Raw genomic sequence first — 15,331 nt, 5'->3', positions numbered from 1 at the left:
AACATAATCCCCGTTGGGACGACGCGGCAGTGGCTCGGGGTGTCGTCGCTCGGATGACTGTTTCTTACGACGGTATCGCAATGTCATGATGCCGGGAGATGCTGGTATTGGGGTAGCCAGCCGAAGGAGAGCCGGGATGGACGTCGTTGTGGGGGTGGCGATCGCGGGTCCCCGCGCGCGCGTGGCGCTGGTTGGGCCGGGCGCACGGGGGGCCACCGTGATCGACGAGTCTGTTGTCGACCTCGCCGACAACCCGATCGAGACACTGACCCAGACCGTGGCTGGGACGAATCGGCTGTTGGCCGCCGATAACCACCGGCTGCTGGCCACGCGACTGTGCTGGCGTGATCGGCAGGGAGCCGAGCGCCTGCGGCGGGCATTGGAAGGCTCGGGCGTGCAGAACGTCGCGGTGCTGTCGGAGTCGCAGGCCACCATGGCGCTGTCGGCGGCGGAAAGCGCCACCTCGAGCATGCCCGCACGCGACGATGACGACCCCACCGCGGCGCTTGCCCGCGGCGCGGCCATGGCGGCGGGGCTCTCGGCAGACGCGACGGCGATGGCCCCCGCGGTGGCGCTCGGTCAAGACGCGACGGCGATGGCCCCCGCGGTGGCGCCCGGTCAAGACGCGACGGCGATGGCCCCCGCGGTCGGGTCCAGCGGTCAGGTGGGCCCGGAGTTGGCATACTCCATGGCCGGCGACTCCGACCTGCTTCCGATGGAATGGGCGACCGAGCCCGAAGACGACGACGAGGCGGCGACCGGGCCGGTGGCCCTGGGTTCGCGACGGCTGGGCGCGATGGATGTCGTCCTCGGCATCGCGGTCGCCGGTTCCGTCGCGCGCTTGGCGCTCATCGGTGCGGCCGGCGGCGGTTACGCGGCGATCAAGCACTTGGTGGTCGACCTGACGACGCACCCGTTCGAAACGTTGATTCAGACCGTGGCCGAAACCCAGCAGGCTTTGGCGGCCGAGGGGCGCCATTTGGTCGCCGCCCGGGTGTACTCGCCCGACCGCGCACAAGCAGAAGGGCTTCGCAAGGCGTTGGCAGACGCCGGAATCCACGACGTCGGGCTGGTTTCCGAGGCGGACGCTGCGACGGCGCTGGTGCAGACCGTCTCGCGCGGGGCCGTGCAACCCGGTGCTGTCTCGCTCGTGGTGACCGCCGAGGCGGCGACATTGCTGGCGCTCGGTGTCGGCGGGTCGCTGGCGAGCGTGCTGACTTCGGCGGGGCCGGCCGGCGCGGACCCGGCCACCGCGGCCGTCGACATGTTGCTGCAGTGGCTGCGGTCCGCGCCATTCGCGGTCAGCGCCGCATATGTCATGGGCGCCTCGGCCGACCTGGCGAATGTCGCCGATCAGCTGCGTGCCCGGTCGCCGTTGCGGGTGGAGGTCCTGGACCGTCCGGAGTTTGGGATCGCACGGGGCGCGGCGATGGCGGCGGGGTTGGCGCCCACGACTCCCCAACCCCCGTTCGTACCGTCGGCCCCGACGGCGATCATGCCCGCCGCCGGGGATGAGACCGCGTTCGCCCCCGCGGCCGAGGCGGCTCCAGCGGAATCGCAATTGGCCTACTCAGAGGCCGATGAGGAACCGCTCGCCGGCGACCTGGACGGGTACGGCCCGGAATTCGGCGATGACGGTGACGTCGACGGGGCCGAAGGCGGGCGAGGGCGGCTCAGCCGGCGTTCGTTGCTGGTCGGCAACGCCGTGATCGCCTTCGCCGTCATCGGATTCGCGACGCTGGCCGCCGCGGTCGCGATCGCCGTTCGGCCGGCCTCGAGTCAAGAGCCGGTGATCGGACGCCAGAACGCCGCGCCGGGTAAATTCATGCCGTTGTTGCCGAACCAGCAGCAGGCGCCCGTGCCGCCGCCCCCGCCCGACGCGCCGAACGCGGGGTTCCAGGGCGGCATCATCCCCGACGCCAACGGCTTCATTCCCCCGCAGCTGATTTCGCAAAGCGGTGGTTCCGCGCCGGTCAACCCGGCTCCGGGCGGCGTTCCCGGTTTCGTGCCCGCCCCGAACGGGCCGATCCCCGTCCCGTATCCGGGCTGGCGGCCACCGTATGTGCCGCCAACCACCCCCACAACGCCTCCGACGACATCCACGACTCCGCCGCCGACGACGACCACGCCGCCGACCACGACGACCACATCCACGACGCCGCCGACGACGACCACGCCGCCAACAACGACGACCACGCCGCCAACGACGACTACCACGCCGCCAACGACGACACCGCCTACCACGCCTCCGACGACGACTCCCCCGCCGACCACGACGCCGCCGCCGACGACACCGCCGACGTCCGTGCCGACGACTCCGCCGCCTACGACCCCACACACCGCCGTGCCGACCACGCCGCCCCCTCAGCCGACAACCACGGCTCCCAAGCCCCCGCCGCAGCAGGTGCCACAGACGACGGCCCTCCCGAAGCCGCCCATCATCACCCAGCATCACTGAACGTGATCGCCTCCCGAGACATGACCGACGACGCGGTAACGGTGGTCCTGCCCTGTCTCGACGAAGAGGAGTCGCTGCCGGCGGTGCTGGCCGCCATTCCCACCGGCTACCGGGCGCTGGTCGTCGACAACAACAGCACGGACGGCACCGCGCGGGTCGCCACCCGGCACGGCGCCCGGGTGGTCGTGGAACCGCGGGCCGGATACGGCGCGGCAGTGCACGCGGGTGTGCTGGCTGCGACCACCCCGATCGTGGCGGTCATCGACGCCGACGGCTCGATGGATCCCGCTGACCTGCCCCGGTTGGTCGGCGAGCTCGCGCAGGGAGCTGACCTGGTGGTCGGCCGGCGCCGGCCGGTGCCGGGGCTGCGCTGGCCCTGGGTCGCCCGGGTCGGCACCGTGGTGATGAGCTGGCGGCTGCGTACCCGCCACGGCCTTCCGGTGCACGACATCGCGCCGATGCGGGTGGCCCGCAGGGACGCGCTGCTCGATCTGGGTGTCACGGACAGGCGCTCGGGATATCCGCTCGAACTCCTGGTCCGCGCTGCGGCCGCCGGCTGGCGCGTGGTCGAGCTCGACGTCAGCTACGGGCCCCGCACGGGCGGCAGGTCGAAGGTCAGCGGCTCGCTGCGGGGCAGCATCACCGCGATCCTGGACTTCTGGAAGGTGATCTCGTGAGCGTCCTGCCGGTGACGCTGCTGGTGGTCGCCAAAGCGCCGGAACCCGGCAAGGCCAAGACCCGGCTCGCCGCAGCCATAGGCGGCCCACTCGCCGCCGACATCGCCGCCGCGGCGCTGCTGGATACCCTCGACGCCGTGGCCGCCGCGCCTGTGGCCGGCCGGGTGGTGGCCCTCACCGGCGACCTGGGCGCCGCGGCGGGCGCCCCCGAGATCCGGCGACGGCTGGCATCCTTCACCGTCATTCCGCAGCGCGGTGACACCTTCGGCGACCGGCTCGCCAACGCGCACGCCGACGCGGCTGACGGATACCCGGTGCTGCAAATCGGAATGGACACCCCGCAGGTGACCGCCGAACTGCTGACCGGCTGCGCGCGCAAGCTGCTCGACGCGCCGGCGGTTCTCGGCCTGGCCTGTGACGGCGGCTGGTGGGTCCTCGGAGTGCGGGCGCCGACGATGGCCGAATGCCTGCGCACCGTGCCGATGTCTCGACCCGACACGGGGGAGTGGACACTGAAGGCCTTGCGGGGCAATGGCATTGCCGTCGGTACGGTGCAACGCCTGGCCGACTTCGACGTCCTCGACGACCTGGCTGCGGTGCGCGACGCGTGTGGACCCGCCAGTCGCTTCGCGCGGGTGACTCGCGCGGCTGGTCTTTGACTGTCTGAGCCGATTTCCGCCGACCCGGTAAATCTGCAGACAAGGTGCCCGAGTACGCGCACACAGGCGCTGGCTACCAATGGGTGAGGATGACGGTGTTGACCAGCAGCGCGCCGGCGGCGTTGAGCGCCAGCAACACCCGGTGTGAGCGCACCGGCAAGAGCGCCGGCGCGGCGGTGAGCCAAACGCTGAACGGCAGCCAGATCCGTTCGACCTCGGCCTTGCTCAGCATGCTCAGGTCGGCGCATGCGATGGCGGCCAGCATGGCCAACAGCAGCAGATGTAAACCGGAGCGACGGCGGATGGCGGCCCGGTCGAAGACGCGGCCGATTCCGGCCACGCTGCCCAACCCGATCGCGCACACCACGCACGCGAGGTTCGCCCAGCTCCAATACTGGAACGGCCGGTCCTTGGCGATTCCCTGCCAATAGCGCCGCTGCACAAGGGTATAGCCGTCGAACCAGGAGAAGCCCGCAAGCGCGAAGGGCAACGCCACGGCCACCGCGGCGGCGGTCGCCGGGCCGAGGGCGCGCAGCGCAGGTCGCCAGCCCGAAGCCGACACCAGCACGGCCCCCGCCGGCAGGCCCAGCAGTATCAGGCCGTAACTGAGGAAGACGGCCCAGCCCAGCAGCAGTCCGGCGCCGGCGGCAACCAGCGCGGGGAACCGGACCGGGCGGTGCACCGCCACGGCCAACAGCGCAAGCCCCCACGCCGCGACGCCGGCGAAGTATCCGTCGGCCGACACGGCCACCCAGATCGCGGTGGGCGCCACCGCGACGAACGGCGCGGCCCGCCGGGCGGTCCGCTCGTCGGCGAGCGCCCGCACGCCGATTACCACAGCAGCCGCCGCGCTCGATCCCGCCAGCAGGCACAGCAGCCCGGCCCAGGCACCGCCGTGCAGACCGATCCGGTCCAGCCAGACGAACGTCAAGAGCGCGCCCGGCGGATGACCCGAGACGTGCGTGGTCCAGGAGTTTGGCTGGTAGTCGACGATCCGGCTCGAGAATGTGCGCAGCGCGGCCGGGATGTCGGTGACCGACGGCACCTGCCACACGTACTCGTCGCGGGTGGTCAATCGTCCGGCGAAGCCCCGTTGCCAGCCGTCGATCATCGCCAGCGCAAACGCCCAACCGCAGGCGGTGGCCCAGACGCCCAGCGTCAATGATCGCCATGAAACACGTTGTGCGACGGTCGGTCCCCAGACAACGGCGGCCACCGCGATGAGGATGGCCGGCACGGTTCCCCAGCTGGCGTGGACCTCCCAGGTCCCGAAGATCGGCGCGGAATCGGCGTGCGTGGCGAGCGGTTCAGGACCGAGGTCGAGCCGCGGCCTGACGCCCACGTTCACATGCGGCAGCACGAACGCCGCGGCCACCAGGCCGGCCCCGATCGCGACCGCCAATCCCTCGCGTCGGGCAATCCTCACGATCGACCAGCCTATTGATCCGACCGCGCATTCGGGTCGCCGAACCGGCGAGCCAACGCCGCACGATCGATCTTGCCGATGCCGCGCCGCGGCAGCGCGTCGACGATGTGCAGTTCGCGCGGCGCGGCGGTGGCGTTCAACGTGCGGGCAACCTCGGCGCGCAGCGCCTCTAACGTCGGCGGTTCGCAACCGTCTTTCACCACGATCGCGGCGACCACCCGCTGACCCAGCCGATCGTCGGCAAGCCCGAAGACCGCGCAGTCACTGACGGCGGGGTGGGTGCACAGCGCGGCCTCGACCGGCTGCGGCAGCACGGTCAGCCCGCCGGTGCTGATCGCGTCGTCCGCTCGTCCGAGCACCGCCAGCACGCCCGCCTCGTCGACGGTGCCGACGTCGTCCGTGCGGAACCACCCGGGCTCCGCGAACGGGTCGGGAACGACCGGGTTGCGGTAACCCTTGGCCAGCGTGGCGCCACCGATGATGACCCGTCCGCCATCGGCCAGCCGCAGCGCCACCCCGTCGAGCGGGACGCCGTCGTAAACGCAGCCGCCCGCGGTCTCGCTCATCCCATAGGTGCGGACCACCGGAATGCCCGCCGCGATCGCAGCATCGAGAACCGGTCGTGGAGCGGGCCCTCCGCCGAGCAGCACGGCGTCCAGTTCGCCGAGCGCGACCGCCGCGGCCGGATCGGTGAGCGCCTTGGCCAACTGCGGCGCGACCAGCGACGTGTATCTCCGGCCGGAACCCAAGCTCCTTACCGCGCCGGGCAATTGGGCAACGTCAAACCCGTCCGAGACATTCAGCTCGACGGGAGCCGAACCGGCGAGCACGCTGCGCACCAGCACCTGCAGGCCGGCGATGTGATACGGCGGCAAGGCCAGCAGCCAACTGCCCGGTCCCCCGAGACGGGCGTGGGTGGCCGACGCGCTCGCCATCAGGGCGGCGGCGGTCAATAAGGCGCCCTTGGGGGCGCCGGTCGTTCCCGACGTCGTCACCACCAACGCGACGTCGTCGTCGATCGCTTCACCCACGCGTAACGCGCGCAGCTCGGCTGCGTTGTCCCCGTCGGACGGTACGACGACCAGCGCGGGATCGCGGCCGGCCAGCACCTCTTCCAGGGCGGGCATCAGCGACCGGGCGGCCGAACCGGATGCGACGCCGAGGGTGCGCAGGACGGCTACGCGGAGTCCTGGGCGTCGCGTGGCTGGTCGAACGGCCAGCCCTTGGCCGCCAATCGCTCGCGTACCCGGTCGACGTCTTGCGGCGAGGGCAGCTCGTCGGTGATCTGGGTGATCAACACGCCGATGTCGACGTGGTCGAAATCGCCGCGCTGCATCAGCGCGTGCGCCACGGCCTTGACCTCGTCGTTGCTCAACCGGCGGGTCAGCAGGGCGAGAACCGGGAAGGTGTCGGTCGGCGGTATGCCCTCGGGATAGCCCGCGCGTATCCACGAGACGATGGAACTGAGAAACCCGTTCACTGGTATCTCCCCCCGTAAGATCGGCCGGGCGGACAACGATTCGATCCTACTTGGGTTTTGCCCCCAGGAACGGCTGCCCGGTCTGGTGCGCGATGAAGTCGCGCGAGATGTACAGCAGCGCGAACAGGATCACCGCAATGACCAGCGCGTAGATCGCCCAGGCGATCGCCAGCAGCACGGGATTCCTATGCGGTGGGCTGCCGTCCGTGGTGACCTGCCCCGCCCCGACTGCGTGGAACCGGAGCCCGAGCGCAAACAGTCCGGGCAAGGCCGCGCCAGCCACCATGGAAAACACCAAGATCTTCAGGGAGGCCTCGTAATTGAACCAGTCGGTGAAGTGGCTCATGACTGGTTCCCCGCGGTCACGCTGGCGTCACCGGATCCGGAGCCGGATCCCGGCGGCGCCCCGGCGCCCACCCTGGGCCCCGGGTCCGAGGGCTTGTGGTCTTCGCCTTCGAGACCGGCGGTGAGGCTGCCTTCCCATTCGGCATTGACGTTCTTGTGGTCGACCTTGACCCTGCGGGAGCGGATGTAGATAACGGTGGAGACCGCGACCAGCAGCCCGAACCCGATGACCGCGCCGGGGTAGCCCCCGATTTCATGCACGATCCAGTAGGTGACCGCCCCGACCAACCCTGCCGACGGAAGCGTTATCAGCCACGCGACCACCATCCGGCCGGCCACGCCCCAGCGCACCTCGCCGCCGGGCTTGCCCAGCCCGCTGCCGAGCACCGAACCCGTGCAGACCTGCGTCGTCGACAACGCGTAGCCGAAGTGGGTGGACAGCAGAATGACTGCGGCCGACGAGGATTCGGCGGCCATGCCCTGCGGCGACTTGATCTCGACCAAACCCTTACCCAGGGTGCGGATGATGCGCCAGCCGCCCAGGTAGGTGCCCGCCGCCATCGCCAGGGCACAACACACGATGACCCACAGCGGCGGCGACGCGGCGGTCTTGCTGACCGCCCCGTAGGACATGAGCCCGAGGAAGATGATGCCCATGGTCTTCTGCGCGTCGCCGGTGCCGTGGGCCAGGGAGACCAGCGACGCCGAGCCCCACTGGCCGTAGCGGAACCCGGCCTCGGTGCGGTCGGTCGCGATACCGCGGGTGATCCGGTACACCAGCCAGGTCGCGATCGCGCCGACGACGATCGCCAGGATCGCGGCGACAACGGCCGGGATCAGCACGTGGGACACCAGGCCCTTCCAGAGCACACCGTGCGCGCCCACCGCTGCCAGCGTGGCGCCGACGATGCCGCCGATCAGCGCGTGCGAGGAGCTCGACGGGATGCCCAGCAGCCAGGTCATCAGGTTCCAGACGATGCCGCCGACCAGGCCGGCGAACACCAGTTCCAGCGTCACGATATGCCCGTCGATCAGGCCCTTGGCGATGGTCGCCGCGACGGCGGTGGACATGAAGGCGCCGATCAGGTTGAGCACCGCGGACAGTGCGACGGCCGCCTTGGGTGCCAGCGCGCCGCTGGCGATGGAGGTCGCCATCGCGTTGCCGGTGTCGTGGAAGCCGTTGGTGAAATCGAAAGCGAGTGCCGTGATTACGACGATGACTAGGAGGAACAAGTCGATGTTCACAGCGAATGATTCTCGTAGCTGTGGGATTGAATTGTCGAATGCTGTGACTGCGGAAACGCAGGTATACCTCGACTTGTCGACAGAAGTTGGTCTGTAGTTAACCTTTTGTTTCCCCGGCGTCGCCGCGGGTATCGCGGCGTAGCGGGTGGTCCCCCGGGATCTCGACGAAGATCAGCGTGATCCCGTCCGGATCGATGACGTGCATCTCGTGCAGGCCCCACGGTTCGCGGCGCGCTTCGCGGGCGATCGACACGCCACGGTCGGCGAGCTCGGCCTGAGTTGCTGCGATGTCGCGGACCTGCAGCCACAGCGCACCGGGAAAGGGTCCCCGCGAGTGGTCCGGGGAACCGTACCCGGCCAGCTCCAGCAGGGATTGGCCCGCGAAAAACACTGTGCCGGCCCCATATTCGCGGGCGATCGCCAGGCCGATCTGATCGCGGTAGAAGCTCAGTGAACGCTGATAGTCCGCCGGCCGGAGAAGCATCCGGCTGGCCAGGATCTCCATGGCGTCGTGTCTATCACGTCTCTACGGCGTCGGAGCGCATCGGCTGCGAAGCGTCGCGACGCCGGGGCCGGTGAGATCGTCACAGGCGGCGGACCGGCCGGTCATGGCGAGGAGCAGCGACAACATGGGGCCCTCGACTCGGGCGTTGGTGTCGCCCTCCCCGTACCGCCAGTCGTCATCGGTGGCCGACAGCTCCAGCCCGGCGATTCGTTTCTTGGAGCCGATGAGCATGTTGGAGCTCTTGTAGAAGTCGAGGACCTGGCGAACAGCGTCCGGCGGGTAGCTGTGCTGGATGCCCAGCGGACGACGGACGTCGGCGCCGTGGATCACCACCTCCCCAAGCCACGACGTCTTGGGGCCGGGGGGTGCGGAGGTGGAGTTCTGCAGCCTCCGGAACTCTGCCAGGGTGGCGTCCGGGCCGGCGCCCCGGTGCTTCGCGATCTGCCCGTTGGCGAATCTGTCGAAGTTGAAGCCGGACTTGAGCATCCCGGCGAAGAATGTGGCGGGGTTCAGCGAGGCGGTCGCCGAAAGGTGCGCGACGATGTCGCGGACCGTCCACCCCGCGCACAGCGACGGCGTATCCCACTGCGTTGGCGTGAGGCCGGCCAGGTCGTCGGCCAGGGCGCCGCGCTCGGCCGCAATCGTTGACCAGATTTCAGACACCGACCTCCCGCGGTCATGGGTTTCATGGGCTTCAGCGGTCTCATTGGTCCAAGTGGGCGGCGCGCCGCTGCATGAGGGTGTTGACCCACCGGGGGCCTACGGTGTTCAACGCGCTGAGTGCGACGGCCATCCGCGGCGCGATCCGCACCGGCCGGGTGCGCGCGGCCGTGACCATCCATTCGGCGGCTTCGTCTGCGCTCAAAGCGGGCATCCCGTCGTACGCCTTCGTCGGTTTGATCATCGGGGTGGCCACCAACGGGTAGTAAAGCGTCGTCGAATGCACACCCTTACGGCCCCACTCGGTTTCGACGACCCGGCTGATGGATCCCAGGGCGGCCTTCGACGCGTTGTACACCCCGAACATCGGCGACGCCTCCGACATCACGCCCCAGGTGGAGACGTTGATGATGTGGCCGTCGCCGCGCTCGAGCATTCCCGGCGCGAGCCCCCGGATCAGCCGCAGCGGCCCGTAGTAGTTGAGCGCCATGACCCGCTCGACGTCGTGCCAGCGTTCCAGCGATTCGGCGAGGCCGCGCCGGATCGACCGCGCCGCGTTGTTGACCAGGATGTCGATGCCCCCGATACGGTGTTCCACGTCGGCGACCAGGGCGTCGATGGCGTCCAGCTGCGAAAGGTCGCAGGCGATCGGGATTGCCGTGCCGCCCGCCGTCGTGATCCGGTCGGCGACGGCGTCCAGCAGATCCTGACGGCGGGCCACGGCGACCACGGTTGCGCCGTGTCGGGCGAACAGTTCGGCGCCGGCCTCGCCGATGCCCGACGACGCTCCGGTGAGCAGGATCCGCTTGCCGTCGAGGTCGACGGGTTTCATCGGGGGCCGGTTCAGCATTAGTTGCGGTGAGATCGGCGGGCGCATGCTTGCCAACGCGATCTGTTCGGACAACCGGCGAAGCGGACTTCTACTCACGCCGGTGAGTGTAGGTGGGGGTACCGTCAGCGCCACGACCCTCGCGATCGGGGCCAGCGACGCTTAGAAATACCGCGGGAAACGGCTCCAGTCCGGCGGACGCTTTTCCAGGAACGCGTCGCGGCCCTCGACGGCCTCGTCGGTCATGTACGCCAGCCGGGTGGCCTCACCGGCGAACAGCTGCTGACCCACCAGGCCGTCGTCGAGCAGATTGAAGGCGAACTTCAACATCCTTTGTGCCTGAGGCGATTTCGCGTTGATCTCCGCCGCCCATTGCACCCCGGCCCGCTCCAGCTCCGTGTGCGCCACCACCTCGTTGACCGCCCCCATGCGGTGCATCTGCTCGGCGGTGTACGTACGGCCCAAGAAGAAGATTTCGCGGGCGAACTTCTGGCCCACCTGGCGGGCCAGATATGCGCTGCCGTAACCGCCGTCGAAGCTGCCGACGTCGGCGTCGGTCTGCTTGAAGCGGGCGTGTTCGCGGCTGGCGAGTGTGAGGTCGCAGACCACGTGCAGGCTGTGTCCACCCCCGGCTGCCCACCCGTTGACCAGGCAGATGACCACCTTGGGCATGAACCGGATCAGCCGTTGAACTTCGAGGATGTGCAGCCGGCCGGCGCGGGCCGCGTCGACGGTGTCGGCCGTCTCGCCGGAGGCGTACTGATACCCCGAGCGGCCGCGGATGCGCTGGTCTCCGCCGGAGCAGAAGGCCCAGCCGCCGTCCTTCGGCGACGGGCCATTGCCCGTCAGCAGCACTACCCCCACGTCGGGGGACATCCGGGCATGGTCGAGCACCCGGTACAACTCGTCGACGGTGTGCGGCCGAAACGCGTTGCGCACCTCCGGCCGGGCAAAGGCCACCCGCACGGTGGCGTCCTCGACGTGGCGGTGGTAGGTGATGTCGGTCAGATCGCCGAAACCGTCGACACGGCGCCATGCATCTGGCTGAAAGGGGTTGTCACTCAACGACATTAGCTTTCCACCGGCGCGAAACGGAACACGGCACACAAGCCGGCCAGCGCCTCGAATTCCTCGGGGCGACCGTCGGTGATGAGTCCCGCCCGTTTCATGAAGCCGACGCCGGTGGGAACCTCGGCCGGGAAGGCGCGCAGTATCGGCCGCGCGTCGTCGGGCGACAGCTCGACCATCCGGACGCGTTCGTGCTTGCGGCCGCGGGTCAGCGTGACTTCGCCTGCGGCCCGGACGTTTCGGACCCAGTCCGCGCCCGGAAAGCCGCCGACGACGTATCGCTCGCCGTCCACGGTCATCGGCGTCACCGGCGTCGACCGGTCACGCCCGGACTTGCGTCCCCGCACGGTCATTACCACCGGACTCTCGCCGCCGAAACTCATTCCCAGCCGAGACATCTGGATGAAGACCTTGTTGGCCGGCTTGAGCCACCACGGAGGCCGGACACGCTCGCTGTTGCCCACGCCTGCCACAGTAGTCAGTGGCCGGTGTGCGCCTCCCCCAAGGACGGGCTGACGGCGTCCAGCCGCGCGATCGCGTCGGCGCCGAGCGCGACGGCCGCGGCACCGACGTTCTCCTCGAGGTGGGCGATCGACCGGGTGCCCGGGATCAGCAACGTGTTCGGTGCATGCGCCAACAGCCACGCCAAGCTGACCTGAGCCGGGGTGGTGCCGAGGTCGGCGGCGATATCGACGACGACGGCATTGTCGGTGACCTTGGGGGCTCCCGGGAACGCCGATCCCAATGGGAAGTACGGCACCCAGGCGATTCCTTCGGCGGTGCAGGCGTCGAGCGTCTCTTCCTGCGAGCGGTCGAGCAGGCTGTACGCGTTCTGGACGCAGACGATCCCCGCGGGCTGCGCCCGCCGCACGACATCCAGCGGCACGCTGCTGATGCCGATCGCGCCGATCTTGCCCTCCTCGCGCAGCGCGATCATCTCAGCGAGCTGGTCGTCGAGGTCGATGATCTGGTCACCCTCGGGCTGCGCGCTGGGCCCCAGATCCATGCGCCGGAGATTGACGACGGGGACGCGCTCGAGGCCGAGCTGACGCAGATCGTCCTCGACGGCAGCGCGCAACTCGGCGGGTCTTTGCGCCGAGGCGAGGGGGATCGCCCCTTCGCCGGTGTAGCGCGCACCGACCTTGCTGACAATGACGAGGTCGTCGGGGTAGGGGGCCAGCGCCGCGCGGATCCGGCGGTTCACCTCGCCGGGGCCGTAAAACGACGCGGTGTCGATGTGGTTGACGCCGAGTTCGACCGCGCGACGCAGCACCGCGACGGCGTCCTCTTCGGAGATGCCGTCGAACAGTTGCATGGCGCCGTGGCCGACTCGGGCGACCTTCGAGATGTCCGTCATGGTGCTCCCGTCATAATGGAGAAATGCGGAGGACCCTCCGCTTATGTCAGCATAGCAGAACCGGAGGAGCCTCCGCTTTGGCTGAACGGTCGGATGCGCGCCGCAACCGCGAGAAGCTCCTCGCGGTGGCGACCGCGGCGTTCGCCGCCGCGGAGGGGCGACCTGTGTCGCTCGAGTCGATCGCCCGCGACGCGGGCGTCGGCATAGGGACGCTCTACCGGCATTTCCCGAGCCGGGAGGCGCTTGTGGAGGCGATCTACCGCGCCGAGCTCTCGGAGGTGGCCGCCGCGGCCGCAAAGCTGCTCAAACGGCATCCGCCCCGGATCGCCCTCCGGGGCTGGATGGACCGCTACGCGAGCTTCGTGGCCGCCAAGCGCGGGATGGCCGAGTCGCTGCACGCGATCTTCGACTCGGGCGCCATGGAGCCCAGCCAGACGCGCGACAGCATCGTCGGCGCCGTCGACATGTTCCTGCGGGCCGGCGCCGACGACGGCAGCCTGCGCGCCGACGTGCGGGCCGAGGACGTGGTGTCGAGCCTGCTCGGCATCTTTCTGGTCAGCGGTTCGCCGGGGCAGACGGGCCGCATGCTCGACCTGCTGGTGGCGGGCGTTTCTTGTTAGCCCACCCGCCGAACGTGACGGCACAGTCACGCTCGGCGTCGAGCGTGACTGCAGCGTCACGCTCGAGGCAAGCACTCAGCCCACGGCGCGGCCCGCGCCCTCCCAGAACTGCGCCCGCACGGCCTTCTTGTCCGGCTTGCCCAGCCCCGTCAACGGCAGCGCGTCGACGACCACGATCCGCTTGGGCGACTGCACCGAGCCCTTGCGTTCTTTGACCGCGGCCTGGATCTCGGCCGTCATCGACTCGATTGCGGCGTCGTCGCGGGCCGCATCGGCGCGCAGCACCACGACCGCGGTGACGGCCTCGCCCCACTTCTCGTCCGGCGCCCCGACCACGCAAACCTGCGCGACGGCCGGATGCTCGGCGACGACGTCCTCGACCTCCCGGGGGAACACATTGAACCCGCCCGTGACGATCATGTCCTTGACCCGGTCGACGATGTAGTAGAAGCCGTCCTCGTCCTCGCGGGCCATGTCGCCGGTATGCATCCAGCCGTCCCGGAATGTCTTGGCGGTCTCGTCCGGCAGATTCCAATAGCCGCCGGCCAATAGCGGTCCGCTGACACAGATTTCGCCCGGCTCGCCCAGCGGCACGGGTTTGCCGTCCTCGCCGAGCAGCGCGACGCGCGCGAAAAGCGTTGGGCGCCCACAAGAGGTCAGCCGCTTCTCGTCGTGGTCGCCCTTGGCGAGGTAGGTGATGACCATCGGCGCCTCGGATTGGCCGTAGTACTGGGCGAAGATGGGGCCGAACCGGCGGATCGCCTCGGCCAGCCGCACCGGGTTGATCGCCGAAGCGCCGTAGTAGACGGTCTCCAGCGACGACAGGTCCCGGGTGTGCGAATCGGGGTGGTCCATCAGCGCGTAGAGCATCGAAGGCACCAGCATCGTGGCCGTAATGCGGCGTTCCTCAATGGTTTTCAACACCTCGGCCGGGTCGAACTTGCTGAGCACCACCATCTCGCCACCCTTGACCACCGTGGGGGTGAAGAACGCCGCGCCCGCGTGCGACAGCGGCGTGCACATCAGGAACCGCGGGTGCTCGGGCCATTCCCATTCCGCGAGCTGGATCGCCGTCATCGCGGCGATGTTCCCGGTGGTGCCGATCACGCCCTTGGGCTTGCCCGTCGTGCCGCCGGTGTACGTCAGGCCGCCGATGTGGTTCGGCGGCAGGTCGGCCACCACCAGCGGCTTCGGCTCGTACTTGGCCGCCTCGGCCGACAGGTCGACGGCTTGTCCCTTGATGCCGCTCAAGGCCTCCGGCACCGGACCGATGGTGAGGATCTGCTTGAGCGAGTCCACCCTCTCCAGCAGCCCTAGCGCGCGCTCGACGAACATCGAGTTGGGATCGATGATCAGCGAGCTGGCCCCGGCGTCGGACAGCACGTAGGCGTGGTCGTCCAGCGAGCCGAGCGGGTGCAGCGCGGTGCGCCGATAGCCCTGGGTCTGGCTGGCGCCGAGGATCATTAGGACCTCTGGACGGTTGAGCGACAGCAGGCCGACCGTGACCCCCGTGCCGGCCCCCAGCGCGTCGAACGCCTGGACATATTGACTGATGCGCTCGGCCAGCTGGCCACCGGTCAGCGTGGTGTCGCCGAGGAACAACACCGGCCTGTTCTTGTGGCGCTTGAGGGCGCCCACCAGCAGGTGGCCGTTGTGGGTCGGGTTGCGCAGCAGATCGTCACTCATGCGGCCACACTAGAACGTGTTGCAATTCGGGTGCGTCGCCCCCCTAGACGGCGACTGTCGGCGAGCGTGGGGGCTACGGACGGATTCGAGGCAGTTTTCGTGCGTGGGGCGCACACTCGGCGGCGTTGTAGGTTCGACAAATGGCCGATGCTGATCTCGTCATCACCGGGACCCTATTGACCGTCGACGAGGCGCGGCCCACCGCCGAAGCGCTCGCCGTCACCGATGGTCGGATTGTTGCAGTCGGCGACCGGTCCGACGTTGCCGCGCTCATCGGCCCCGGCACCGAGACCGTCGACGTCGGTGACGGTTGTGT

The 15,331-nt window shown here is 69.4% G+C and carries 16 protein-coding genes and 1 pseudogene; 5 read left to right on the top strand and 12 right to left on the bottom strand.

Annotated features, from left to right (window positions below; genetic code table 11):
* Positions 1 to 136: 136 nt before the first annotated feature.
* From JO059_RS17680 to JO059_RS17670, 3 genes are read left to right on the top strand one after another with little or no spacing between them, the layout of a single operon-like run.
* Entirely contained in the window at positions 137 to 2,458 is a 2,322-nt protein-coding gene (locus tag JO059_RS17680) for a hypothetical protein (protein WP_293320997.1), read from the top strand.
* Between the two features lie 20 nt (positions 2,459 to 2,478).
* A complete protein-coding gene (locus JO059_RS17675) occupies positions 2,479 to 3,135 on the top strand; it encodes a glycosyltransferase family 2 protein (RefSeq protein WP_293321063.1) in 657 nt (218 codons plus the stop codon).
* Entirely contained in the window at positions 3,132 to 3,794 is a 663-nt protein-coding gene (locus JO059_RS17670) for a DUF2064 domain-containing protein (RefSeq protein ID WP_293320995.1), read from the top strand. The genes JO059_RS17675 and JO059_RS17670 overlap by 4 nt, the downstream gene beginning before the upstream one ends.
* Positions 3,795 to 3,867: 73 nt before the next feature.
* Here JO059_RS17670 and JO059_RS17665 read toward each other — a convergent pair whose 3' ends face one another.
* The 11 genes from JO059_RS17665 to JO059_RS17615 all read right to left on the bottom strand — a co-directional run bounded on the left by JO059_RS17665 (position 3,868) and on the right by JO059_RS17615 (position 12,709).
* Positions 3,868 to 5,220, bottom strand: coding sequence for a hypothetical protein (locus JO059_RS17665; protein ID WP_293320993.1), 1,353 nt, complete (start codon positions 5,218 to 5,220; stop codon positions 3,868 to 3,870).
* Positions 5,221 to 5,231: 11 nt separating this feature from the next.
* Positions 5,232 to 6,329 carry an o-succinylbenzoate--CoA ligase gene (gene menE / locus JO059_RS17660; RefSeq protein WP_293321061.1) on the bottom strand — a complete coding sequence of 366 codons (1,098 nt, stop codon included), beginning with the start codon at positions 6,327 to 6,329 and terminating at the stop codon, positions 5,232 to 5,234.
* Positions 6,330 to 6,397: 68 nt separating this feature from the next.
* Positions 6,398 to 6,700 (bottom strand): DUF3349 domain-containing protein, encoded by a 303-nt coding sequence (locus tag JO059_RS17655; RefSeq protein WP_293320991.1) that lies wholly within the window; start codon positions 6,698 to 6,700, stop codon positions 6,398 to 6,400.
* A 46-nt stretch (positions 6,701 to 6,746) separates the two neighbouring features.
* A complete protein-coding gene (locus JO059_RS17650; RefSeq protein WP_293320989.1) occupies positions 6,747 to 7,046 on the bottom strand; it encodes a hypothetical protein in 300 nt (99 codons plus the stop codon).
* On the bottom strand, positions 7,043 to 8,290 hold the full coding sequence (locus JO059_RS17645) for an inorganic phosphate transporter (protein WP_293320987.1): 1,248 nt from the start codon (positions 8,288 to 8,290) through the stop codon (positions 7,043 to 7,045). Before JO059_RS17645 ends, JO059_RS17650 begins: the two co-directional genes overlap by 4 nt.
* Before the next feature lie 97 nt (positions 8,291 to 8,387).
* Complete coding sequence (locus JO059_RS17640) at positions 8,388 to 8,795, bottom strand: VOC family protein (protein WP_293320985.1); 408 nt, start codon at positions 8,793 to 8,795, stop codon at positions 8,388 to 8,390.
* 21 nt (positions 8,796 to 8,816) lie between these two features.
* Positions 8,817 to 9,458, bottom strand: a complete 642-nt coding sequence (locus JO059_RS17635; RefSeq protein WP_293320983.1) for a maleylpyruvate isomerase family mycothiol-dependent enzyme — start codon at positions 9,456 to 9,458, stop codon at positions 8,817 to 8,819.
* Positions 9,459 to 9,498: 40 nt separating this feature from the next.
* Positions 9,499 to 10,383, bottom strand: coding sequence for an SDR family oxidoreductase (locus JO059_RS17630; RefSeq protein ID WP_293320981.1), 885 nt, complete (start codon positions 10,381 to 10,383; stop codon positions 9,499 to 9,501).
* 63 nt (positions 10,384 to 10,446) lie between these two features.
* Complete coding sequence (locus tag JO059_RS17625; protein WP_293320979.1) at positions 10,447 to 11,349, bottom strand: 1,4-dihydroxy-2-naphthoyl-CoA synthase; 903 nt, start codon at positions 11,347 to 11,349, stop codon at positions 10,447 to 10,449.
* A gap of 5 nt (positions 11,350 to 11,354) precedes the next feature.
* On the bottom strand, positions 11,355 to 11,816 hold the full coding sequence (locus JO059_RS17620) for a nitroreductase family deazaflavin-dependent oxidoreductase (protein WP_293320977.1): 462 nt from the start codon (positions 11,814 to 11,816) through the stop codon (positions 11,355 to 11,357).
* A 14-nt stretch (positions 11,817 to 11,830) separates the two neighbouring features.
* The gene (locus JO059_RS17615) at positions 11,831 to 12,709 is read right to left on the bottom strand and encodes an aldo/keto reductase (RefSeq protein ID WP_293320975.1); all 879 of its coding nucleotides are present in this window, start codon (positions 12,707 to 12,709) and stop codon (positions 11,831 to 11,833) included.
* Positions 12,710 to 12,786: 77 nt separating this feature from the next.
* On the opposite strand from JO059_RS17615, the gene JO059_RS17610 reads away from it, so the two are divergent.
* Complete coding sequence (locus JO059_RS17610; RefSeq protein ID WP_293320973.1) at positions 12,787 to 13,329, top strand: TetR/AcrR family transcriptional regulator; 543 nt, start codon at positions 12,787 to 12,789, stop codon at positions 13,327 to 13,329.
* A gap of 75 nt (positions 13,330 to 13,404) precedes the next feature.
* Here JO059_RS17610 and fadD8 read toward each other — a convergent pair whose 3' ends face one another.
* A complete protein-coding gene (fadD8, locus tag JO059_RS17605) occupies positions 13,405 to 15,015 on the bottom strand; it encodes a fatty-acid--CoA ligase FadD8 (protein ID WP_293320971.1) in 1,611 nt (536 codons plus the stop codon).
* Positions 15,016 to 15,155: 140 nt separating this feature from the next.
* On the opposite strand from fadD8, the pseudogene JO059_RS17600 reads away from it, so the two are divergent.
* Positions 15,156 to 15,331: pseudogene (locus tag JO059_RS17600) on the top strand (amidohydrolase); the annotation flags it as partial.

The organism is Mycobacterium sp. (assembly GCF_019247615.1).
GTDB lineage: Bacteria > Actinomycetota > Actinomycetes > Mycobacteriales > Mycobacteriaceae > Mycobacterium.
Note: the sequence above shows the minus strand (reverse complement) of the source record. Positions and strands in the feature narration are given on the sequence as shown.